The 20,610-nt window shown below is 70.2% G+C and carries 20 protein-coding genes and 1 pseudogene; 5 read left to right on the forward strand and 16 right to left on the reverse strand.

Translation table 11 applies throughout. The features are described 5' to 3' along the window. Positions 1 to 222: 222 nt before the first annotated feature. Positions 223 to 1,140 (forward strand): hypothetical protein, encoded by a 918-nt coding sequence (locus tag ACFC1W_RS04420; RefSeq protein ID WP_375989078.1) that lies wholly within the window; start codon positions 223 to 225, stop codon positions 1,138 to 1,140. Between the two features lie 13 nt (positions 1,141 to 1,153). Here the strand turns inward: ACFC1W_RS04420 and ACFC1W_RS04425 are convergent, their stop codons facing one another. The 6 genes from ACFC1W_RS04425 to ACFC1W_RS04450 form a co-directional block, all read right to left on the reverse strand. Beyond that, a complete protein-coding gene (locus ACFC1W_RS04425; RefSeq protein WP_375989081.1) occupies positions 1,154 to 2,377 on the reverse strand; it encodes a nitrate/nitrite transporter in 1,224 nt (407 codons plus the stop codon). Continuing rightward, the gene (gene narI / locus ACFC1W_RS04430) at positions 2,374 to 3,162 is read right to left on the reverse strand and encodes a respiratory nitrate reductase subunit gamma (RefSeq protein WP_375989083.1); all 789 of its coding nucleotides are present in this window, start codon (positions 3,160 to 3,162) and stop codon (positions 2,374 to 2,376) included. Before narI ends, ACFC1W_RS04425 begins: the two co-directional genes overlap by 4 nt. Beyond that, positions 3,162 to 3,785 (reverse strand): nitrate reductase molybdenum cofactor assembly chaperone, encoded by a 624-nt coding sequence (narJ, locus tag ACFC1W_RS04435; RefSeq protein WP_375989086.1) that lies wholly within the window; start codon positions 3,783 to 3,785, stop codon positions 3,162 to 3,164. The genes narI and narJ overlap by 1 nt, the downstream gene beginning before the upstream one ends. Then, positions 3,782 to 5,473 carry a nitrate reductase subunit beta gene (narH, locus tag ACFC1W_RS04440; protein WP_375989089.1) on the reverse strand — a complete coding sequence of 564 codons (1,692 nt, stop codon included), beginning with the start codon at positions 5,471 to 5,473 and terminating at the stop codon, positions 3,782 to 3,784. The genes narJ and narH overlap by 4 nt, the downstream gene beginning before the upstream one ends. Beyond that, positions 5,473 to 9,177, reverse strand: coding sequence for a nitrate reductase subunit alpha (locus ACFC1W_RS04445; protein ID WP_375989092.1), 3,705 nt, complete (start codon positions 9,175 to 9,177; stop codon positions 5,473 to 5,475). The genes narH and ACFC1W_RS04445 overlap by 1 nt, the downstream gene beginning before the upstream one ends. A gap of 105 nt (positions 9,178 to 9,282) precedes the next feature. Further along, positions 9,283 to 9,831 carry a type 1 glutamine amidotransferase domain-containing protein gene (locus ACFC1W_RS04450; RefSeq protein ID WP_375989094.1) on the reverse strand — a complete coding sequence of 183 codons (549 nt, stop codon included), beginning with the start codon at positions 9,829 to 9,831 and terminating at the stop codon, positions 9,283 to 9,285. Between the two features lie 160 nt (positions 9,832 to 9,991). Between ACFC1W_RS04450 and ACFC1W_RS04455 the strand changes: the two genes are divergently transcribed. Both ACFC1W_RS04455 and ACFC1W_RS04460 read left to right on the forward strand, forming a co-directional pair. Then, complete coding sequence (locus tag ACFC1W_RS04455; RefSeq protein WP_375989097.1) at positions 9,992 to 10,315, forward strand: hypothetical protein; 324 nt, start codon at positions 9,992 to 9,994, stop codon at positions 10,313 to 10,315. Positions 10,316 to 10,360: 45 nt separating this feature from the next. Next, entirely contained in the window at positions 10,361 to 11,143 is a 783-nt protein-coding gene (locus tag ACFC1W_RS04460; RefSeq protein ID WP_375989100.1) for a patatin-like phospholipase family protein, read from the forward strand. 94 nt (positions 11,144 to 11,237) lie between these two features. Here ACFC1W_RS04460 and ACFC1W_RS04465 read toward each other — a convergent pair whose 3' ends face one another. Continuing rightward, positions 11,238 to 11,765 (reverse strand): DUF1269 domain-containing protein, encoded by a 528-nt coding sequence (locus ACFC1W_RS04465; RefSeq protein WP_375989103.1) that lies wholly within the window; start codon positions 11,763 to 11,765, stop codon positions 11,238 to 11,240. A gap of 218 nt (positions 11,766 to 11,983) precedes the next feature. Then, positions 11,984 to 13,117: pseudogene (gndA, locus tag ACFC1W_RS04470) on the reverse strand (NADP-dependent phosphogluconate dehydrogenase); the annotation flags it as partial. Between gndA and ACFC1W_RS04475 the strand changes: the two are divergent. Then, positions 13,065 to 13,286: an SDR family oxidoreductase gene (locus tag ACFC1W_RS04475; protein ID WP_375989106.1), complete on the forward strand. Its 222-nt coding sequence runs from the start codon at positions 13,065 to 13,067 to the stop codon at positions 13,284 to 13,286. The pseudogene gndA and the gene ACFC1W_RS04475 sit on opposite strands and share 53 nt — an antisense overlap. Here ACFC1W_RS04475 and ACFC1W_RS04480 read toward each other — a convergent pair. From ACFC1W_RS04480 to pcaH, 8 genes are read right to left on the reverse strand one after another with little or no spacing between them, the layout of a single operon-like run. Beyond that, complete coding sequence (locus tag ACFC1W_RS04480) at positions 13,256 to 14,425, reverse strand: thiolase family protein (protein WP_375989108.1); 1,170 nt, start codon at positions 14,423 to 14,425, stop codon at positions 13,256 to 13,258. The genes ACFC1W_RS04475 and ACFC1W_RS04480 overlap by 31 nt on opposite strands. Position 14,426: 1 nt before the next feature. Further along, a complete protein-coding gene (locus ACFC1W_RS04485; protein ID WP_375989111.1) occupies positions 14,427 to 15,098 on the reverse strand; it encodes a 3-oxoacid CoA-transferase subunit B in 672 nt (223 codons plus the stop codon). After that, the gene (locus ACFC1W_RS04490; protein WP_375989114.1) at positions 15,095 to 15,853 is read right to left on the reverse strand and encodes a 3-oxoacid CoA-transferase subunit A; all 759 of its coding nucleotides are present in this window, start codon (positions 15,851 to 15,853) and stop codon (positions 15,095 to 15,097) included. Before ACFC1W_RS04490 ends, ACFC1W_RS04485 begins: the two co-directional genes overlap by 4 nt. Further along, positions 15,850 to 16,254 carry a 4-carboxymuconolactone decarboxylase gene (pcaC, locus tag ACFC1W_RS04495; protein WP_375989116.1) on the reverse strand — a complete coding sequence of 135 codons (405 nt, stop codon included), beginning with the start codon at positions 16,252 to 16,254 and terminating at the stop codon, positions 15,850 to 15,852. The genes ACFC1W_RS04490 and pcaC overlap by 4 nt, the downstream gene beginning before the upstream one ends. Then, the gene (locus tag ACFC1W_RS04500; protein ID WP_375989119.1) at positions 16,235 to 17,029 is read right to left on the reverse strand and encodes an alpha/beta fold hydrolase; all 795 of its coding nucleotides are present in this window, start codon (positions 17,027 to 17,029) and stop codon (positions 16,235 to 16,237) included. Before ACFC1W_RS04500 ends, pcaC begins: the two co-directional genes overlap by 20 nt. After that, entirely contained in the window at positions 17,026 to 18,333 is a 1,308-nt protein-coding gene (locus ACFC1W_RS04505; protein WP_375989122.1) for a lyase family protein, read from the reverse strand. The genes ACFC1W_RS04500 and ACFC1W_RS04505 overlap by 4 nt, the downstream gene beginning before the upstream one ends. Positions 18,334 to 18,367: 34 nt before the next feature. Continuing rightward, positions 18,368 to 18,928: a protocatechuate 3,4-dioxygenase subunit alpha gene (pcaG, locus tag ACFC1W_RS04510; protein ID WP_375989124.1), complete on the reverse strand. Its 561-nt coding sequence runs from the start codon at positions 18,926 to 18,928 to the stop codon at positions 18,368 to 18,370. Between the two features lie 4 nt (positions 18,929 to 18,932). Continuing rightward, positions 18,933 to 19,742, reverse strand: a complete 810-nt coding sequence (gene pcaH / locus ACFC1W_RS04515; RefSeq protein ID WP_375989127.1) for a protocatechuate 3,4-dioxygenase subunit beta — start codon at positions 19,740 to 19,742, stop codon at positions 18,933 to 18,935. A gap of 115 nt (positions 19,743 to 19,857) precedes the next feature. On the opposite strand from pcaH, the gene ACFC1W_RS04520 reads away from it, so the two are divergent. Continuing rightward, on the forward strand, positions 19,858 to 20,610 hold the full coding sequence (locus ACFC1W_RS04520; RefSeq protein ID WP_375989130.1) for an IclR family transcriptional regulator: 753 nt from the start codon (positions 19,858 to 19,860) through the stop codon (positions 20,608 to 20,610).

Genomic DNA, 20,610 nt, shown 5'->3' on the forward strand with positions numbered 1-20,610 from the left:
TAATAGGTGCCCTGCACCCGCCGCGGGGTGGGCATCGGGCGCGCGGCACTGACGTGGGAGATGACGGCACCGCCCCTCTGCGAGAGCTTCGACGACACCGCGACAGTAGCCCCGTCGGGGGTCACCGTCCACAGGTTCCGCGAGAGATCGTCGGGACGGCTCCGCCCGGCACGCGGTAGGTTCGAGGCGACGACCCCCAGATCCGTCGGGAGGCGGTGCGACATGGCGACGACGCTCTCGCCGGAGACGGGTGCCGGCCCCGCCGGTCGTCGCCCTCACGGGAAGACCGCCGCACGGGTCGGAGTCACGTTCCTGGTGGTGGTCTTCGTCGGACTCGTGGTCGCTGCGCTGGTGCTGTTCGCCTGGATGGTCAACGAGGAGCACTTCGATCGACCGAGCGCGGAATTCGACGAGCTCGCGAGCGTGATCGACAGCCTCCCCGGCGTCGACTCCGTCGAGAAGGAGCGCTGGGTCGAGGCGCCGACGTTCTCGAACCCGACGTCGTGGATGGCGGTGACCGTGGACCAGGCGGGTCTGGGCGGCCTGCTCGACGCCGCGTGCACGACCGGGTACCCCGACGCGGTCCTGTGGTCGTTTCACGTGCGCACGCCGTCAGGTACGGACGTGTCGGTGCACGGCGACTCGCCCTCCCGGAGCACCGTCGGCAACGGCACGCGGTGCCCGGACTTCGGGTTCGATGCGGTCGAGGTCGTTGACGAGCTCGACCGGGTCGCGCCCGGTCTCGCCGTTCAGCCGGCGAGGTGGGACGAGACCAGGTTCGCGTTCGTCGAGGTCGAGGAGGCGCCGTCCGCCGGATTCGCGCATCTCCTGCCACTCGTCGCGCACGCCGCGGACCTCGTCGCCGCGGCGGGTCTCGATTCCGGCACCGTGGTGGAGATCAACTCATCCTCGCTCGGAGTCGCCGTTCCGCCGGATGAGCGCGACCGGTATCTCGCGCTGCTCACCGAGCTCGCCGATGAGCACGCCGTGAGCAGCTTCTGGGCCGACGGCCGAGAGACGAACGGGCAGGCGAGGGTGCAGATCGTCGCTCCGGAGCCGCAGCACGCGGCGATCGAGGAGCTCCTCCGGGCATCGGGCCTCGACATCGCCGACCTGCCGGTGCGCTTCCTCGAGCAGTGACCCGAGGCGGAGCTCACGCCGCGCGTCGTCCCCGGCGCGCGAGGAAGACCGTGAAGCCCAGAGCGACCAGTGCGGTGAGGCAGAGAAGACTGAGTCCGATCGTGTAGCTGTGGGCCTCGGCGTTGTACGTGGCCCCCATCACGAGCGGCGGGAAGTAGCCGCCCAGCCCACCGGCCGCACCGACGATGCCCGTGACCGTGCCGACCTTCTCGGCCGGGGCGCGCTGGGCGACCCAGGTGAAGACCGCGCCCGTGCCGAGCCCGAGTGCGAGCGCCATGAGGACGAACGCGGTGCCGGCCGCCAGTTCGGGGGGCGGTTGCAGGGCGATCACCACAGCCATGACGGCGGCGCCGCCCAGCGAGATGCCGAGCACGGTCGCCGGCCCGATGCGGTCGGAGAGCCATCCGCCGACGGGTCGCGCGATGACCGCGGCGATGGCGAAGCCCGCCGTGCGCGCGCCCGCATCAGCGAGGTCGTAGCCGTAGACCTCCTTGAGGTACGTCGGAAGGTAGGTCGAGAACGCGACGAAGCCGCCGAAGGTCACGGCGTACAGGAACGCCATCTGCCAGGTCACGGCCAGCTTCGACGCCGCCTTGAGCTTCGGCATGACCGGGGCGGTGTTGGGCTTCCATCGCGGCGAGTCGCGCATGAACAGCCACACGATGAGTGCGACGACGAGGAGGGTGCCGGCCATGATGAGGTGGGTCGGGACATAGCCGAACCACGCCACCATGCGCGGTGTGAAGAAAGCGGACAGAGCGGTGCCGCCCATGCCCGCGCCGAAGAGGCCCGTCGCGAACCCGCGCTTCGACGGCTCGTACCAGGCGTTGACGAAGGGGATGCCGATGGCGAACGTCGTTCCGGCGATGCCGAGCAGGAACCCGAACGCGAGCATCAGGGCGTACGACCCCATGACCCCCGCGAGCGCCACGAGGACGACGGGCACGGCCGAGGCCGCGGTGAGCAGGGTGAACATCAGGCGTCCGCCGAACCGGTCGGTGAAGGCGCCGGTGAGGATGCGCCCCAGCGAGCCGACGAGCACGGGCGTCGCGATGAGCAGCGACGCCTGTGTCGAGTCCAGACCCATCTCGGCGGTGTACTGCACGCCGAGAGGGGCCACGAGGTTCCACGCCCAGAAGGTGATCGTGAACGCCAGCAGCGCCAGCAGAAGGTTCTTGGTGCGGCCGGGCAGCGCCTGAACGGTGTCTTCGGCCCGGGCTGCGGCATCCGTCGTCATCGTCGTCCTCCGGTCTGGGTGCCGCTGCGGCCGGCCTTGCGGTCGGGGGTGCGGTCCGTCGTCCCGACGGGCGCCCAGCCACGCCGGATGCCGCGGGCGGTCGTGGGACGCCCGTCGCGTGAGCGGTACACGATGTACGGGCGGAAGAGATAGTGCACCGGCGCCGTGAACGCGTGCACGAGCCGCGTGAAGGGCCAGAGCATGAACAGGAGCATTCCGATCACCGTGTGGACCTTGAAATCGAGCGACGAAGCGCTCATCGCGGCGATGTCGGGCTGGAAGACGAAGAGCGAGCGGAACCAGGGCGCCACCGTCTCGCGGTACGTGACCTCGTGCGGCGGTCCGACGACGCTCAGCACCGTCGTCGCGAGTCCCGCAACGATCGCGGCGACCAGCACGACGTACATCGTCTTGTCGTTCTTCGTCGTCGCCATGAACACCGGTCCGGTGGTGCGACGCCGATAGATCAGGATGCCGACTCCGACGAGGGTCGCGAATCCCGCGATCGTGCCGAGGCCGAGCGCGGCGAGGTGGTACATGTCCTCTGAGACACCGAAGGCGTCCGTCCACGCCTTCGGGATGACGAGCCCGACGACGTGACCGATGACGACGACGAGGATGCCGAAGTGGAACAGCGGCGAGCCGATCCGCAGCAGCCGTGACTCGTACAGCTGCGACGAGCGCGTCGTCCAGCCGAACTGGTCGTAGCGGTAGCGCCAGATCGTGCCGCCGACGAGCACCGCGACCATGATGTACGGCAGGATGCCCCACAGGAACAGGTCCATCAGCGTCTCCCGACCGGTTCGAGCGGCAGCAGCCGCGGGTCGTGCGGATCGAGACCGACCGACTCGCGCGGCGGTCCGGCTGCGGCCATCGCCATCGCCTGCTGGCGGTCGGCGGGCGAGCGTCCCGGAAGCGTGTCGCACACGGCGGCGACGACGCCGGCGTACGGCGAGCCGCGCTCGCCGAGGGCGAGGCGGATGAGTTCGAGACTCGGCCGGTACTCCTGCAGCAGCGCGGCGCCCTCCTGCGGGGAGTGCCGGGCGAACTCGAGGACCAGCGGCAGGAAGTCGGGGAGTTCGCCCGTTCCTTCGAGAGCGAGGCCCGCCTCGCGGTAGCGCCGTTTCAGGTCGGCGAGCACGGCGCCGCGACGGCGGGTGTCGCCGTCGGTCCAGTAGCTCAGGTAGAGCGCGTGGCGTCGCGACATGTCGAAGGTGTCGACATAGACGGCCTGCACCTCGGCCGGCGGCGTGGTCGCCCACCAGTGGAGGAGCGGGGCGAAGGATGCCGCGGCCCGCGGTGCCGCCTCGCGCAGGGCATCGTCGATCATCGCCGCCGATCCGAGCACCGCGTCGTCGGGGTAGCTCAGGCAGAGTGACGCCGCCTGGTGGACGACTCGGGCGTTCATCGCGGGCCCTCGTCCGGGGCGTCCGGTCGGTCGTCTCGCGGCGGGAACAACCCGGGCGGCGCCCCGTTGCCGTCCCAGTTGAGCAGGTTCACCCGCCCGCGCAGCGACTCGCCGCTCGCCGCCGAATCGGACGTCTGCCGCTCCTTGAGCGCCTGGAAGGTCTCGACGGCGACCGGGACAGGCCGGCCGCTCGCCTCGCCGAACATGCCCGGCTCGCTTGCGTAGGGCCCACCGTCGAAGTCGAGCGAGCAGCCCAGCTCTTCCAGCTCGTGGGCTCGCTCGTAGTGCGCTGTGGGGATGACATAGCGGTCCTCGTACTTCGCGATGGCGAGCAGGCGATACATCTCGTAGATGGAATCCCCGGTCATCCCGACCGCCTGCGGAATCGACTCGTCGCGCTCCCGGTCGAGCGTGATGTCGCGAAGGTACGCACGCATGGCGGCGAGGCGCCGGAGCACGGTGGTGATGAGGTCGGCGTCTCCGGCGGTGAAGAGCTCGGCGAGGTACTCGACCGGGATGCGGAGAGCCTCGATGGCACCGAACAGCGTGCCCGCCGCTTCGGCGTCATGACCCTGGTCGCGCAGCAGGTCGACGATGGGCGACAGCGGCGGGATGTACCAGACCATCGGCATCGTGCGGTACTCCGGGTGCAGCGGCAGCGCCACCCGGTAGGTCTTTGCCAGGGCGTAGACGGGAGACCGGCGCGCAGCATCCATCCAGTCCTCGGGGATGTCGCCCTGCGCGCGCACCGCCGCGATGACCTCGGGGTCGTCCGGGTCGAGCATCAGGTCGAGCTGCGCCTCGTAGAGGTCCTGGGGGTCGGGTGTCGAGGCCGCCTCGGTGACGCGGTCGGCGTCGTAGAGGAAGAGGCCGAGGTAGCGCAGGCGCCCGACACACGTCTCGGAGCAGACCGTGGGGATGCCGACCTCGAGGCGCGGGTAGCAGAGCGTGCACTTCTCGGCCTTGCCGGTCTTGTGGTTGAAGTAGATCTTCTTGTACGGGCACCCCGTGATGCATTGGCGCCAGCCGCGACAGCGGTCCTGATCGACGAGCACGATCCCGTCCTCGGCGCGCTTGTAGATCGCGCCCGACGGGCACGACGCCATGCACGACGGGTTCAGGCAGTGCTCGCAGATGCGCGGCAGGTAGAACATGAACGTCTTCTCGAACTGCAGCTTGATCTTGTCTTCCGACTCGCGCCGCACACGCTCGACGATGGGGTCGAGATGCCCCATCTCCGAGGCGCCTCCCAGGTCGTCGTCCCAGTTCGCCGACCACGTGATCTTCGTGTCCTCACCGGTGATGAGCGACTTCGGCCGTGCCACCGGGAAGTCGTCGCCGAGCGGTGCGTCGATCAGGGTCTCGTAGTCGTACGTCCAGGGCTCGTAGTAGTCGGCGAGCTTCGGCTGCACCGGCGACGAGAAGATCGTGAGCAGCCGCTTCAGGCGACTGCCGGTGCGCAGCGCCAGGCGTCCGCGCTTGTTGAGCGTCCAGCCGCCGCGCCACTGCTCCTGATCTTCGTAGCGACGTGGATAGCCCTGACCGGGGCGGGTCTCGACGTTGTTGAACCACACGTACTCGGTTCCCGCGCGGTTCGTCCACGCCTGCTTGCACGTGACCGAGCAGGTGTGGCACCCGATGCACTTGTCGAGGTTCATCACCATGCCCATCTGGGCCATCACACGCATCAGTACGTCACCTCCTGCGAGCGGCGGCGCACCGTCGCGACCATGTCGCGCTGGTTGCCCGTCGGGCCGAGATAGTTGAACGTGTACGACAGCTGCGCGTACCCGCCGATGAGGTGCGTCGGCTTGACCAGCAGCCTCGTGACGGAGTTGTGGATGCCGCCGCGCCGACCCGTCGCTTCGGACTTCGGCACGTCGATCGTGCGCTCCTGCGCGTGGTGCACGTAGACGACGCCGGTCGGCATGCGGTGCGACACGATCGCCCGCGCGACGAGCACGCCGTTGGAGTTCACGCACTCGACCCAGTCGTTGTCGGCGGCACCGATGGCCGCGGCATCCGCCGGACTCATCCACACCGTGGGCCCTCCCCGTGAGAGCGACAGCATGAAGAGGTTGTCCTGGTACTCCGAGTGGATCGACCACTTCGAGTGGGGCGTGAGATAGCGCACCACGACCTGCTGCGACCCAACGGGTCCCAGCTTGGGTTCGCCGAACAGGCGGTGCATGTCCAGCGGCGGGCGATAGATCGGGAGGGCCTCGCCCAGGTCGCGCATCCACGCGTGATCCAGGTAGAAGTGCATCCGCCCGGTGAGCGTGTGGAAGGGCTTCAACCGCTCGATGTTCACGGTGAAGGGCGCGTACCGTCGCCCGCCCGTCTCCGACCCCGACCACTCCGGCGACGTGATCACCGGCACGGGTGCCGCCTGGGTCATGGCGAACGTGATGCGCTTCTCCTCGGAGCCCTCCGCGAGGTCGGCCAGCGGCTTGCCGACGCGCTTCTCGAGGGTGCGGAACCCCTGCGACGCGAGTTCGCCGTTCGTCGTCCCGGAGAACGCCAGGATCGCCTCGGCCATCTTGACGTCCGTGTCGATCGCCGGACGCCCCTCGGCGGCGCCGCCGAGCATCACACCGTTCTTCTGCGCCAGCCGCTGGACCTCGTGCGAGACGTCGTAGGTCACGGCCTTGATGGTGAAGCCGAGTTCGTCGGCGAGGGGTCCGACGGTGGCGAGCTTGTCGGCGATCGCGGTGTAGTCGCGCTCGACAACGGTGAACTGCGGCATCGTCTTGCCGGGGACGCCGACGCCGTCGCCGCGCGACCAGTCCCGCACCGCACCGCCGGGCTGCGACGTCTCGCCCGGAGTGTCATGCTGCATCGGCACGGAGACGAGATCCCTGCGCGTGCCGAGATGCGTCCGAGCCTGCGCCGAGAACTCCACGGCGATGGCGTGGAAGAGGTCGAAGTCGCTCTTCGCCTCCCACGGCGGGTCGATCGCCGGGGTGAACGCGTGCACGAACGGATGCATGTCGGTCGACGACAGGTCGTGCTTCTCGTACCAGGTCGCCGCGGGGAACACGACGTCCGAGAGGAGGGTGGTCGAGGTCATGCGGAAATCGGCCGAGACGAGCAGGTCGAGTTTGCCCTCCGGGATCTCGTCGTGCCATTTCACGTCGTTCGGCCGCACGGCGGCTTCATCGGTCGCCATGACGTTGCTGTGGGTGCCGAGCAGGTGCTTGAGGAAGTACTCGTTGCCCTTCGCACTCGACCCCATGAGGTTCGAGCGCCACAGCGTCAGCAGGCGCGGCCAGTTCTCGGGGGCGTCGACGTCGGCGATGGCCGGCTGCAGCTCGCCCGACTGGAGCTGTGACGCGACGTAGGATGCGGCATCCGCCGCCTCTCCGTTCGCCACCGCCGCGTCGGCCCGGTCGGCGAGGTCGAGCGGGTTGACGTCGAATTGCGGGTAGAACGGCATCCAGCCGAGCCGTGCGGACTGGGCGATCGTGTCGGCCGTGTGCATGCCGGCGAGGTTGCCCTCGGCGAGCGGCGATGCCAGCGCATCGGCGGAGTACCCGTCGAAGCGCCACTGGTCGGTGTGCATGTACCAGTACGCGGTGCCGATCATCGTGCGCGGCGGACGACTCCAGTCGAGCGCGTTCGCGAGCGACAGCCAGCCGGTGATCGGCCGGCACTTCTCCTGTCCGACGTAGTGCGCCCACCCGCCGCCGTTGCGCCCCATGGAGCCCGTGAGGATGAGGAGCGCGAGGATCGAGCGGTAGGTCGCGTCGCCGTGGAACCACTGGCAGATCCCGGCACCCATGATGATCATCGATCGGCCGTTCGACTCAGCCGCGTTCGCCGCGAACTCCCGGGCGATACGCGTGCACGCCTGGGCCGGTACGCCGGTGATCTCCTCCTGCCATGCGGGAGTGTACGGGGAGTCGGCATCGTCGTACCCGGTCGGCCACTCACCGGGCATCCCGTCACGGCGGACGCCGTACTGCGCCAGCATCAGATCGAGGACGGTCGTGACCAGGATGCCGCTCACCCGCGTCGCCGGGACCCCGCGGCGCAGCACCTCGCCGGAGCCGTCTGCCGAATCGAACCGCGGCAGGAGCACCTCGACGTCGACCGCCGGGGAAGCGGCGGGCAGGTCACGGATCGACAGCGCCGGCTCGACTCCCTCGAGGTCGAGGTTCCAGAGGCCCTCCCCCGAGGCGGCGTAGCGGAACCCCATGGAGCCGTTGGGCACCCGCGGCGCGCCGGACGCGGCATCCAGCACCACGGTCTTCCACTCATCCTCAGGCGTCTCGCCCCCGAGGTCCTTCGACGTGAGGAACGTGCCGGGCACGTGAGCGCCGTCGCGCTCGACCAGGCGCACGAGATGCGGCAGATCGGTGTACTGGCGCGCGAAGTCGGCGAAGAAGGGAACCCGGCGGTCGACGTAGTTCTCCGTGAGCACGACATGACCCATCGCCATCGCGAGGGCGGCATCGGTGCCCGCCTGGCACGGCAGCCACTCGTCGGCGAACTTGGTGTTGTCGGCGTAGTCCGGGCTCACCGTCACGACCTTGGTGCCGCGGTAGCGGACCTCGGCCATCCAGTGCGCGTCGGGTGTGCGCGTGACCGGCACGTTCGAGCCCCACATCATGAGGTAGGTCGCATCCCACCAGTCGCCGGACTCGGGCACGTCGGTCTGGTCGCCGAACACCTGCGGACTGGCGACGGGGAGGTCGGCGTACCAGTCGTAGAAGGACGTCATCACGCCGCCGACGAGTTGCGTGAACCGGGTGCCGACGCAGTGCGACACCATCGACATCGCCGGGATGGGCGAGAAGCCCGCGACGCGGTCGGGACCGTACGCCTTGATCGTGTGGACGTAGCCGGCTGCGACGAGCTCGACGGCCTCCCGCCACGACGCCCGCACCAGACCGCCCTTTCCGCGAGCCTGCTGGTAGCGACGACGGGTCTCGGGGTCGCGGGTGACCTCGCCGAACGCCTCGACGGGATCGTTGCCGCGGGCCTTGGCGGCGCGGTACTCCTCGAGCAGCACGCCCCGGACGTACGGGTACCGCACCCGCGTGGGCGAATAGGTGTACCAGGAGAACGCAGCCCCGCGGGGGCAGCCGCGGGGCTCGTACTCAGGACGGTCGGGACCGACGCTCGGGTAGTCGGTCTCCTGCGCCTCCCACGTGATGATGCCGTCCTTCACGTACACCTTCCACGAACAGGAGCCCGTGCAGTTCACCCCGTGGGTCGAGCGCACGACCTTGTCGTGACTCCAGCGATCGCGATAGAAGGCGTCTCCCTCGCGGCCTCCTTCGAGGAAGGCGGCGCGATGATCGGGGGTCTCGTCCCACCTCGTGAAGAACCGCCCTGCGCGCAGCAGGGCGTCGGAAGCTGGACCGTCCACACCGATCTGGGGCGTCATGACTCGGACCCTAGTGAACGTTTTCCTGCCGCACCAGAGCGGTCGCGGGCGGCCATCGGACGAGAGGCCCGACTCGCACGGCGCGGGCCGGGCCTCTCGTCCGGGTCAGGCGCTCTGCGCGGAGTGCCGGCCCTCGGCGATCTCCTCGACGACCTTCGCGTTGAACGCCGGCAGGTCGTCGGGGGTGCGGCTGGTGACGAGCCCGTCCTCGACGACGACCTCTTCGTCCACCCAGGTCGCGCCGGCGTTGCGGAGATCGGTCTGCAGACTCGGGTAGCTCGTCAGCGTGCGGCCCTCGACGACCTTCGCCTCGATCAGTGTCCAGGCGGCGTGGCAGATGGCCGCCACCGGCTTCTGCTGCTCGAAGAACGCCCGCGCGAAGTCGACGGCGTTCCCGTCCATGCGCAGGTGGTCGGCGTTGACGACTCCGCCCGGCAGCACGAGCGCGTCGAAGGCGCCGGCATCGACGTCGGCCGTCAGCTCGTCCACGGCTTGCCTGTGGCCGTTCTTGCCCTCGATCTCGCCCGGCTCGGGAGCGATCAGAACGGCCGTGGCGCCGGCATCCGTCACCGCCTGCCAGGGGGAGGTGAGCTCGCTGTCTTCGAATCCGTCGGTCGCGACGAAGGCGACGCGCTTTCCACTCAGATCAGTCATGCGCTCCACGCTAGGAGCGTGCGGCGGGCGCCCGGAGGGGGTTGACAGGATTCACCCCGCGCAGGTCTGCCCGTCGACGCGGCGCTCCTCGAACGAGCGTGCCCGACGCCGAAAGAGCGCGTTGCCCACGCGACACGGGCAGCGCGGTTACCCTCGAAGCATGTTCCGCGATGAGGCGCCGCCGCCGCACACGTGCGGGTGGTCGCCGCACTACCGGCGGACCGTCTCGAATGACGAGTGCGCGCGGTGCCGGGCGGAGGACGAGCTCATCCTCGACACTCAGCGCGTCGACCAGAAGAGGCGCGCTCGGCTGTACCGTCCCGCTCGAGCCGCGGTCGTGGATCCGCCGATGAGCGAGGTCGCCATCGCCCGCCCGGGCGAGCAATCGCTCGTGCGGCACCGGCAGACATACGTCGCACCCGCCGAAGAGGTCGCGCTCGACAGCACGCACCTGCCGAGCATCCCGCCCCACAGCACGGACTGAGACCGGCCGAGCCGCGCGCGGCCCGCACGGGTGTACGTTCGCCACGTGTCCACCGATCTCCCGGTCGCCGATGACGCCAGGCTCGGCATCACGCTGAGCGGCGGCGGCGCGTTCGGAGCCGCCCATGTCGGCGTGCTCCAGGTGCTCGAAGAGCGAGGCCTGCGTCCGGGAATCGTGACGGGCACGAGCTCGGGTGCGCTCGTCGGATCCGCCTTCGCGTCGGGGCTCGGCGGAGACGAACTCGAAGCGATCGCGCGACGCTTTCGCTGGAGCCGGATCGCGAAGTGGAGCTTCCAGCCGCGCTGGGGGCTGCTCGACACCCAGGTCGTCGCGGAGGCGATCCATCGGCTGCATGGCGAAGACCCGCGGATCGAGGACCTGCCGCGCAGGTTCGGGGCGGTGGCGACCGACCTTCGCACCCGCCGGGCCGTCGTCATCGACAGCGGCCCCTTGAGTGCGGCGCTGCGCGCCACCATCGCGGTGCCCGGACTGCTCCCGCCCGTGCGGCTCGGCGGTCGGCTGCTCGCCGACGGGGGCCTGGTCGACAACGTCCCGCGTTTCGCCGCGCGCAAGCTCGGAGCCGATCGCGTCATCGTCGTGCACCTTCACGCCAAGTGGGAGAACGCGCGCATGATGCGCACGAGCACGAAGCTGTCGGACCTCATCGCCGACCCGTCGGTCATTCTCATCCAGCCCGAGATGGAGCGGATGGCGCAATGGACGATGCGCGATGTGCCGCGCCTCATCGCCGAAGGCCGTCGCGCGGCGACCGCTGCACTCGAGCAGGCTGCCCCGGAAGACCGCATCGCCCGCCCCGAGACCCACTAGTGAGAGCCCGGGGCTGGGCGAACGCGCGGCGGGATGCGCCGCGCACCCGGTCACCTGTGCGGGTGAGAAGACGGCCGCTGGACCGAACCGGGCGCTACGAGTTGATCTGCTCGATCACATCGTCGGCGGATTCCTCGATCGCCTTGCGCAACCGCTCATAGTCGTTCGAGTCGATCGCCTTGCTGATGCGCTTGTCCGCACGGTCGAGTGCATCTTCGACCCGGTCGGCCCACTTGTCATCGACGACGGCGACGACCGCGGACGTCCCCGGGGCGAGGTACTCGTCGACGTCGACGCCGAACTGCTTCTCCTCGTGGTTCTTCCTGATCTTGCCGAGGATCGCGCCCACGCCCGCCCCGACGGCGGTCGCCGCGAGCAGCGGAGGGGCGAACAGGCCGAGCACCGCGCCCGCACCGGCTCCCCACGCAGCGCCGTGACCGACGGACTTGTCACCGTGCTCCTTGACCTGGACCTTTCCGTCCTCGCTGCGCGAGAGCACCACCGCGCCGACGATCTCGTAGCCGCCGGAGTCCTGGCCGCTGCGCAGCGCGTCATAGTCCTCGGAGGCGGCTGCCTCGGTGTCGTACGACCCGACCACCAGCGCGAGATTCTTCGAGCCCATCGCTATCCCCTTCCATCCACGTCCGAGACGACCGGCGGCCGTCTCGCGGACCGCAGTCCCGACGACGACGCGAGCCTACGACCGGGCCGCCCTCGGCTCGTCCCCCGTCACGGGTGACGTCTTCGCGCGGCGGGCAGGAGCACCGTCGGCGCTGTCATGACCGCGGGCTGTGAACCACCGACGTCTGTCCCACGACCGCCCCGCCTCACACGAGACGGTCAGTGGGTGTCTTCTGCTTCGATTTCGGTGCGGTCGCCGGACCACAGGGTGTGGAAGGTGCCGGGTTTGTCGGTGCGCTGGTAGGTGTGGGCGCCGAAGAAGTCGCGTTGTCCTTGGACGAGGGCGGCGGGGAGGCGTTCGGCGCGGAGGCCGTCGTAGTAGGCGAGGGAGGAGGAGAAGGCGGGGGCGGGGATGCCGGCTGCCGCGGCGGTCTGGACGATGCGGCGCCAGGCGTCCTGGGCGCGGCCGAGTGCTTCGACGAAGTAGGGGGCGGTGAGCAGCACGGGCAGGTCGGGGGTGTGGGCGTAGGCGTCGGCGATGCGGTTGAGGAACTGGGCGCGGATGATGCAGCCGCCGCGCCAGATCTTGGAGACCGCGCCGAGGTCGATCTGCCAGTGGTATTCGGCGGCGCCGGCGCGGATCTCATCGAACCCTTGCGAGTAGGCGACGATCTTCGAGGCGTAGAGGGCGAGCCGGACGTCTTCGATGAACGCGTCGGCGTCATCGACCGACAGGCCCTCCGCGGGGCCGGGGAGGTCTGCGGAGACGGCACGCTGCTCGGGGTGGCTGGACAGCGACCGGGCGAACACGGCCTCGGCGATGCCGGAGACCGGCACGCCCAGGTTCAGCGCGGTCTGCACCGTCCACGCGCCGGTGCCCTTCGCGCCGGCCTGGTCGAGGATGACATCCACCAGCGGCAGGCCCGTCTCGGCGTCGACCTGGCGGAGCACCTCGGCGGTGATCTCGATCAGGTACGACTCCAGCTCACCCCGGTTCCACTCCGCGAACACGTCCGCGATCTGCGCGGGGGACTTGCCGGTGCCGCGGCGGATCAGGTCGTACGCCTCGGCGATCAGCTGCATGTCGGCGTACTCGATGCCGTTGTGCACCATCTTCACGAAATGCCCGGCACCGTCGTGGCCGATGTGCGTCACGCACGGCTCACCCTCAGCGACCGCCGCGATCGAGCGCAGGATCGGGCCGAGCGTGACCCACGACTCGTCCGACCCGCCCGGCATGATCGACGGGCCCAGCAGCGCACCCTCCTCACCACCGGAGATCCCGGCGCCGACGAAGTTGATGCCCGTCTCACGCACCGCCTTCTCCCGGCGGATCGTGTCGGTGAACAGCGCCCGGACGGTCGCCTTCCTGCTGTCCGACGCCGCCTCGTACGTGACCGGCGCCGAGCTTCCCGTCGATGGCGGCTTCACATCGTCGGGCGGCGCGAAGCTCATCGCGGACCGCATCGCCGGCCGTCCGTCCGATCCGGCTCAGCGCTCCAGCACGACCGCCAGCCCCTGACCGACGCCGATGCAGAGGGCCGCGACGGCGACCCCGCCGCCCCGGCGACGCAGCTCATGGGCGGCATGCCCGATGATCCGTCCCCCGGAGGCGCCGAGGGGGTGTCCGATCGCGATCGCCCCGCCGTGGACGTTGACCTTCGCGGGATCGAGGTCCGGCCACCCGGCGAGACAGGCGAGCGACTGCGACGCGAAGGCCTCGTTGAGTTCGACCAGATCCACATCCGCCCAGGTGCGCCCGGCCCGCGCCAAAGCCCGGTTGGCGGCTTCGACAGGTGCGACGCCGAACACGTCGGGATCGTTTCCGAACACCCCTCGACCCGTGATCCGCGCGAGCGGCTCCGCGTCGAGGGCGCCTTCGGCGCCCAGGAGAACGGCCGAGGCACCGTCGTTGATCGGCGACGAGTTGCCCGCTGTCACAGTTCCGTCATCCGCGAACAGGGCCCTGAGCGACCCCAGTTTCTCGAGCGAGGTGTCGTCGCGGATCCCCTCATCACGCGTGAGCGCAGCACCGGGAACCTGCACGATCTCGGCGTCGTAGGCGCCCGCGGCCCAGGCCTCGGCCGCGAGCAGATGGCTTCGCAGGGCGAACGCATCCTGCGCATCGCGGGGGATCCCGTAGATCCCTGCCAGCTTCTCCGCCGACTGCCCGTTCGAGATCGTCCACTCCTGCGGCAGCCTCGGATTCGTCATCCGCCATCCGATCGCCGTGTTCCACAGTGTCTGATTTCCCACCGCGGGCCACGGCTTCGGCGACTTCTCGACGACGAACGGAGCACGGCTCATCGACTCGACGCCGCCGGCGAGCACGATCAAGGCATCATCGGCCTCGATCGCGCGTGACCCCTGGATGACCGCCTCCACCGAGGACCCGCAGAGCCGGTTCACCGTCACCCCCGACACCGACGTGGGGAAGCCCGCGAGCAGGGCGCCGAAACGAGCGACGTTGCGGTTGTCCTCCCCCGCCTGATTCGCGTCGCCGAAGATCACATCGTCGATGCGCGCCGGATCCAATCCCGTCCGGTCGACGACGGCCCGCATCACCACCGCGGCCAGATCGTCGGGCCGTACCCCCGCCAGGGCGCCGCCGGCGCGGCCGAACGGCGTGCGGACGGCTTCGTAGACACATGCGGCGGGCATGTCAGCTCCCCTCGACGGATGCCGCGGCATCCGCCATCGATCCCAGCTCGAGGCCCGTGAGCTCGGCGAGCGACGCGACCGTGTTGTCGCCGAAAGCCTCGCGGACCACGAACCGGCCGTCGACCACGTCGAAGACGGCGTGGTCGGTGTACACGCGCGTGACGCATCCGAGGCCGGTGAGCGGATAGGTGCATGCGGCGACGAGCTTCGGCTCGCCCGCCTTCGTGAGGAGGTCGGTCATCACGAAGACCTCCTTCGCGCCGATGGCGAGGTCCATCGCTCCTCCGACGGCGGGGATCGCGCCCGGGGCGCCTGTCGACCAGTTGGCGAGGTCCCCGGTCTGCGAGACCTGGAACGCCCCGAGCACGCACACGTCGAGGTGGCCCCCGCGCATCATCGCGAAGGAATCGGCGTGGTGGAAGTACGCGGCGCCGGCAAGCGCCGTCACCGGCTGCTTGCCGGCGTTGATGAGGTCGGGGTCGATCGCGCCCGGCTCCGGCGCCGATCCCATCCCCAGCAACCCGTTCTCGGTGTGCAGGATGATCTCCAAATCATCGGGCAGGTAGTTGGCCACGAGCGTCGGGGCACCGATACCGAGGTTCACGTACGAGCCCTCGGGGATGTCGGCGGCGATCCGGGCGGCGAGCTCGTCCCGGCTGATCCGGCCGCTCACTGGTCCACCTCCGCGAGTGCCTCAACCGCAGGCGCCGGGCGTCCCTCGATGTCCACGCCTCCGACGAAAGCGCCGTCGCGCAGCCACGGGCGCTCGCCCACGGCGACGACACGGTCCACGAAGATGCCCGGCGTCACGACCGTCTCGGGGTCGATCCAGCCGAGCGGGACGAGCTCATCCACCTGCACGATCGTCGTCGTCGCGGCGGTGGCCATGATCGGCCCGAAGTTGCGGGCCGTCTCGCGGTAGACGAGATTGCCCCACCGGTCGGCGCGCAGCGCCGAGATCAGCGCGTAGTCGGCTTTGATCGGATGCTCCAGCACGAACATCCGGCCGTCGATCTCGCGCAGCTCCTTGCCCTCGGCGAGCTCGGTTCCCACCCCGGTGGGAGAGAAGAACGCCCCGATGCCGGCACCGGCCGCCCGGATCCGCTCCGCCAGGTTGCCCTGCGGGACCAGCTCGAGTTCGATCTCGCCGGCACGGTAGAGCCTGTCGAACACCCACGAGTCATGCTGACGGGGGAACGAGCAGACGACCCTGCGCACCCGTCCCTTCGCGAGCAGCGCCGCAAGACCGGTGTCGCCGTTCCCGGCGTTGTTGTTCACGATCGTGAGGTCCGAGGCCCCCTGCTCGATCAGGGCGTCGATGAGCTCGACCGGCTGCCCGGCGCGGCCGAACCCCCCGATCATCACCGTCGCGCCGTCCGGGATGCCCGCGACCGCGGCTGCGGCATCCGTCACCGTCTTGTCGATCACGGGGCCTCCTCCGTCAGTACCTCGCTCGCCACGCGGAAGGCCGTGTTGGCGGCGGGGACACCCGAGTACACGGCGGACTGCAGAATCACCTCGCGGATCTCGTCGACGGAGAGCCCGTTGCGCCGCGCCGCCCGCACGTGCATGGCGAGCTCCTCGTGGTGACCGTGCGCGATCAGCGACGTCAGCACGGCGATCGAGCGCGACCGGCGATCGAGCCCCGGGCGCGACCAGACGTCGCCCCACGCGACGCGGGTGATGAAGTCCTGGAAATCCGCCGTCAGCTCGGTCGTCCCTGCGATCGCCCGGTCGACGTGAGCGTCGGAGAGCACCTCGCGTCGGACGACCATGCCCTGGTCGTAGCGCTCCTCGTCGGTGAGTCCCTCACCGTCCGGTCGTGTCATCGGCCGTTCCTTCCACTCGGGCGAAGAAGTCTCCGAGCATCGCGGCGACTGCCTCGGGCTGTTCGGCGGGCGGCAGATGCGCAGCATCCGCCACCATCTCGACGTCTCCGCGCTTCGTCCCCGAGGCGATCTCTGCGGCCTTCTCACGTGGGGCGACGCCGTCGTGCTCCCCCCACAGCGCGAGGACGGGCGCCTCGATCTGGGCGAGCCGGTCGCGCACGTCGTACCGGGCCAGCGCTTCGCAGCACAGGGCGTAGCTCTGGTCGTCGGCGTCCTGCAGTGCGTGCAGCAGACGCCCGGTGAGCTCGGGATGCCTCGCCACGGACCCGTCCGCGAACCAGCGCTGCGCCGACGCGATGATCAGACTCGACGTGCTCTGCGCGCGCACCTGCGCCGCCCGTTCGTGCCAGGCCGCGGGCTCGCCCAGCTGCGCCCCGGAGGCGACGATCGCGGCGGCGCGCACCCGGTCGGGGTGGCGCAGCATCAGCTCGAGGCCGGCCGCGCCGCCCAGTGAGACCCCCGCGTAGAAGAAGTGTCCGGCGGGAACGGCCTCCGCGACGGCATCGGCGAGTTCGCCGACGCTGAAGCCGGCGACGGCGGCAGGGGACGAGCCGTGTCCGGGCAGGTCCCACGCGACGATCCGGAACCGGTCGGCGAGCAGCGGCGCGACCGTCTCCCACAGGATCGTCGACGTGCCGAGTGACGGGCCGAGCACGAGCAGCGGAGCGTGTGCGGGGCCGATCGGCGATGTGAGCGTGACGGCCGGCACGGTCACGAGTCGTGCTCCGTGTCGCCGCCGCCGGTCGCGAACGCCTCGGCCAGCCCGGTATACCGTGCGGGGTCGAGCAGGTCGTCGAGGTCGAGCGCCGCAGCTTCGGGGAGTGCGCGCACGCGAGCGGCGAGGCCATCACCGGGCCCCGCGAGCAGCGCCGCGAAACGGTCCGCACCGATGAGCGGCTGCAGCGCATGACGCAGGCGCTCGCTCACGATGAGACCGCCCGTCAGTGCGAGGTTGTGCGCGACGGCGCCCTTCTGGACGCGCAGCCCGGCTGCGAGCCCGGCCGCATGCGCCGCTGCCCCGAGCGCGAGCCGCAGCAGTTCGCGCAGCGTCGGCCACTCCGCGTGCCAGGCGCCGTCGGGACGCTCGTCGACGGCGAGCGCAGACGCCAGGTGAAGGGTCGCGCCGAGCTGTGGAGCGCGCAGGGCGGCCGAGCGGATCAGCACCGAGGCGACCGGGTTCTGCTTCTGCGGCATCGCGCTCGATCCTCCGCCGGCTCCCTCGGCGAGCTCACCGATCTCGCTGCGACCGAGCGTCGCGGTGTCGGATGCCATCTTGCCGAGGGCGTCGAGCACCTGCACGAGCGCGTCGCCGAGTTCTGTGACGGGCCAGCGCTCGGAGTGCCACGGCGCGTCGGGAGCCCGCAGACCGAGCTCGACGGCGAAGGCGCGCGGGAGACGGGCTGCTGCGTCGACGCCGAACTCGTCGACATACGACGCGAGGGTGCCTGCGGCTCCGCCGAGTTGCGCGGGGAGTTCCGCGTGCACGTGGCCGAGACGTTCGGTGGCACGACGGATGCCGCGTTCCCAGCCGGCGATCCGGGCGCCGACGGTCGTCGGCACCGCGTGCTGGGTGAGGGTCCTCGCCGCAGCGGCCTCGGCGGCATGTGCTCGTGCCAGGCGGCCGAGGGTGTCCGCCGTCCGGTCGAGGTCGCCGATGATCCGCGCGACGGCGGACCGCGCGATCGACATGAGTGCCGTGTCCAGGATGTCCTGACTGGTCGCTCCGCGGTGGATCCACGGCGCGTCGTCAGCCGCGACCGCGGTGCGAAGCCGCCCGACCAGCGGGATGACCGGGTTGCCGCCGCCGACGGCAGCGGTGGTGAGTTCCTCCACGGTCACGCCGTGGTCGCGGCATCCGATCTCGCCGCCCTGCCAACCGAGCGCGTGCGAGATCCGCTCCGCCACGTCGCCGGAGACCAGGCCCTCGGCGGCGAGCGCGCGCACGAGAGCGACTTCGGCGGTCACGAGGGCGTCGAGGATGGCGCCGTCGCCGACGAGTTCGTCGCGTCCGGCTGCCACCGGTGTCAGCAGACCGCTGTCGAAGGATCTCGGGTCAGAAGGCAAGGAACACCGTTTCGTTCTCGCCCTGCAGGCGGATGTCGTGGTGCAGGTGCCCGTCCGCACTGCGGGTCGCGATCAGGGTCGCGCGGTCTTCGGGTTCGAGCGATGCCAGGAGGGGATCCGCGGCGAGGGCGTCGGGGTCATCGGGAAGGTAGATGCGCGTGTGGAGCTTGTCGGGAAGCCCGCGGGCGTAGACGATGGCCGCGAAGAAGGGCGCGCGTCCCGCGACCGCGCCGGGATTGCGGGTCCAGAACTCGAAGCGGCCCTCATCCGTCGTGAAGGCGCGGCCGAAGCCCGTGAAGGTGTGGTCGTCGCGGTGGAACGAGCCGCGCGCACGCGGGATCGTGCCGTCCGCGTCTGCGCTGAAGATCTCGACGAACGCGTCGGGGATCGGCGCCCCGGCGCCGTCGAGCACGGTGCCCCCGAGCACGATGGCACCCGGCGAGTGCGGGAAGGCGACCTGGTGCATCTTCGGGAACTCGACCCCGTACGCGAAGAAGGGGCCGGCTGTCTGGCCCGGGGTCGGGCGGTGCGTCTTGGCGGGGGCGGTCATGCGGTCACTCGCCTTCCTGCTCGAACCAGGTGGAGTCCGGGCCGTCCACGACGATGTCGAAGCGGTACCCGGTGGACCACTCGGGCGAGGTCAGGTCGTGGTCGTATACGCCGACGAGGCTGTCGCGGTCCTTCTGTCGCCAGATCGTGTTGTAGATCGGGTCGAGGGCGAAGAGCGGATCGCCCGGGAAGTACATCTGGGTGACCAGCCGCTGCGTGAACGACGAGCCGAAGATCGAGAAGTGGATGTGCGCGGGGCGCCACGCGTTGGCGTGGTTCTTCCACGGATAGGGCCCGGGCTTGATCGTCGTGAAGAGGTATTCCCCGGCATCGTTCGTCACGGCCCGGCCCGCTCCCGTGAAGTTCGGGTCGAGCGGTGCCGGATGCTGATCGCGCTGGTGGATGTAGCGACCGGCCGAGTTGGCCTGCCAGATCTCGATCAACTGGTTCGCGAGGGGACGGCCCCACGAGTCGAGCAGACGCCCTCGGACGGTCAGGCGCTCACCGAGCGGCTCACCCGCGTGCTGGAGTGTGAGGTCCGACTCGATCGCCGCGACGTCGCGCTGGCCGAACGCGGGGGAGAGCAGCTCGATCGTCTCGGGGTCGACCAGCTTCGGGTTCTTCGTCGGGTGGCGCAGGATGCTCGAGCGGTACGGGGGGAAGTCGTGCATCGTGGCCGGCAACGACTCCCCGCCTGCCTCGCGGCGCGCGTACAGGTCGTGCAACTCGGCGATCTCGGCGGTGATCGCCGTCTGCGACGCCTGATCGGGCGAGGCGAGCAGCGTCTCTGGTGCGGCTGCGGTGCGGTGCGACACGGGTCTCCTTCGACGCGGTGAGGATGCTGGCATCCATGGTGCGATGGCCGCGCGACGCGTGGGCCGAGGATCCCACTCAATGGGAATCGCGTCGATGACGTGTCATGCTGAGCACATGGCGAACTCACCGTCCGGAGAATCGGTCACCGACCGCCTGGTGCGCGTGCTCGAGACGTTCACCCCCACTCGGACGGCTCAGACCGCCGCGGAGATCGGCCGTCGCAGCGGGCTGCCGAGCTCGACCGCCCATCGCATCGTCGGCGAGCTCGTCGGGGCGGGGCTGCTGGAGCGCGATGACGAGCGGCGAGTGCGGATCGGGATCCGCCTGTGGGAGCTCGCCACGCGATCGTCCTCGGCGCTGCGCCTGCGTCAGGCGGCCCTCCCCTACATGGAGCGCGTCCAGCAGCGCGTACGCGAGCACACCCAGCTCGCCATCCTCGAGCACGACGAGGCCCTGTTCCTCGAACGGCTCAGCGCCCCGGCATCCGGCTCCAACGTCACCCGGATCGCCGGAAGACTGCCGGTCCACGCCTCGTCCTCAGGACTGGTGCTGCTCGCCTTCGGCGACCGGGCGCTCCAGGACAGGGTGATGTCGGGGACGCTCGTCCGGCTCACCCCGTCGACGCTCGTCGACCCGGCGCAGCTGCGGCGCAAGCTGTCGGAGATCCGCACGGTCGGGCACGCGATCGCGCCGGGCTACATCGAGGAGGTCTCCACGGGTGTCGCCGTCCCGGTACGCGACGAGACAGGCGCCGTGATCGCGGCGCTCTCCGTCGTCCTCCCCCGGGATGAGGAGGTCGAGTTCGCCCTCGTCGAGCTGCACCGGGCGGCCCGCGACATCGAGCGCTCGCTCGGCTATCGTCACTGA

Source organism: Microbacterium sp. NPDC056003, from assembly GCF_042274785.1.
Lineage (GTDB): Bacteria > Actinomycetota > Actinomycetes > Actinomycetales > Microbacteriaceae > Microbacterium.

What these genes read in the sequence shown, in the direction of transcription:
- pcaG (WP_375989124.1), bottom strand. Translation starts at nt 18,928, where the DNA reads ATGACCGCCCCCGCCAAGACGCACCGCCCGACCCCGGGCCAGACAGCC.
- ACFC1W_RS04445 (WP_375989092.1), bottom strand. Translation starts at nt 9,177, where the DNA reads ATGACGCCCCAGATCGGTGTGGACGGTCCAGCTTCCGACGCCCTGCTG.
- narJ (WP_375989086.1), bottom strand. Translation starts at nt 3,785, where the DNA reads ATGAACGCCCGAGTCGTCCACCAGGCGGCGTCACTCTGCCTGAGCTAC.
- pcaC (WP_375989116.1), bottom strand. Translation starts at nt 16,254, where the DNA reads ATGACACGACCGGACGGTGAGGGACTCACCGACGAGGAGCGCTACGAC.
- ACFC1W_RS04520 (WP_375989130.1), top strand. Translation starts at nt 19,858, where the DNA reads ATGGCGAACTCACCGTCCGGAGAATCGGTCACCGACCGCCTGGTGCGC.
- narI (WP_375989083.1), bottom strand. Translation starts at nt 3,162, where the DNA reads ATGGACCTGTTCCTGTGGGGCATCCTGCCGTACATCATGGTCGCGGTG.
- ACFC1W_RS04425 (WP_375989081.1), bottom strand. Translation starts at nt 2,377, where the DNA reads ATGACGACGGATGCCGCAGCCCGGGCCGAAGACACCGTTCAGGCGCTG.
- ACFC1W_RS04480 (WP_375989108.1), bottom strand. Translation starts at nt 14,425, where the DNA reads ATGCCCGCCGCATGTGTCTACGAAGCCGTCCGCACGCCGTTCGGCCGC.
- narH (WP_375989089.1), bottom strand. Translation starts at nt 5,473, where the DNA reads ATGCGTGTGATGGCCCAGATGGGCATGGTGATGAACCTCGACAAGTGC.
- ACFC1W_RS04475 (WP_375989106.1), top strand. Translation starts at nt 13,065, where the DNA reads ATGCCCGTCTCACGCACCGCCTTCTCCCGGCGGATCGTGTCGGTGAAC.
- ACFC1W_RS04450 (WP_375989094.1), bottom strand. Translation starts at nt 9,831, where the DNA reads ATGACTGATCTGAGTGGAAAGCGCGTCGCCTTCGTCGCGACCGACGGA.
- ACFC1W_RS04465 (WP_375989103.1), bottom strand. Translation starts at nt 11,765, where the DNA reads ATGGGCTCGAAGAATCTCGCGCTGGTGGTCGGGTCGTACGACACCGAG.
- ACFC1W_RS04420 (WP_375989078.1), top strand. Translation starts at nt 223, where the DNA reads ATGGCGACGACGCTCTCGCCGGAGACGGGTGCCGGCCCCGCCGGTCGT.
- ACFC1W_RS04455 (WP_375989097.1), top strand. Translation starts at nt 9,992, where the DNA reads ATGTTCCGCGATGAGGCGCCGCCGCCGCACACGTGCGGGTGGTCGCCG.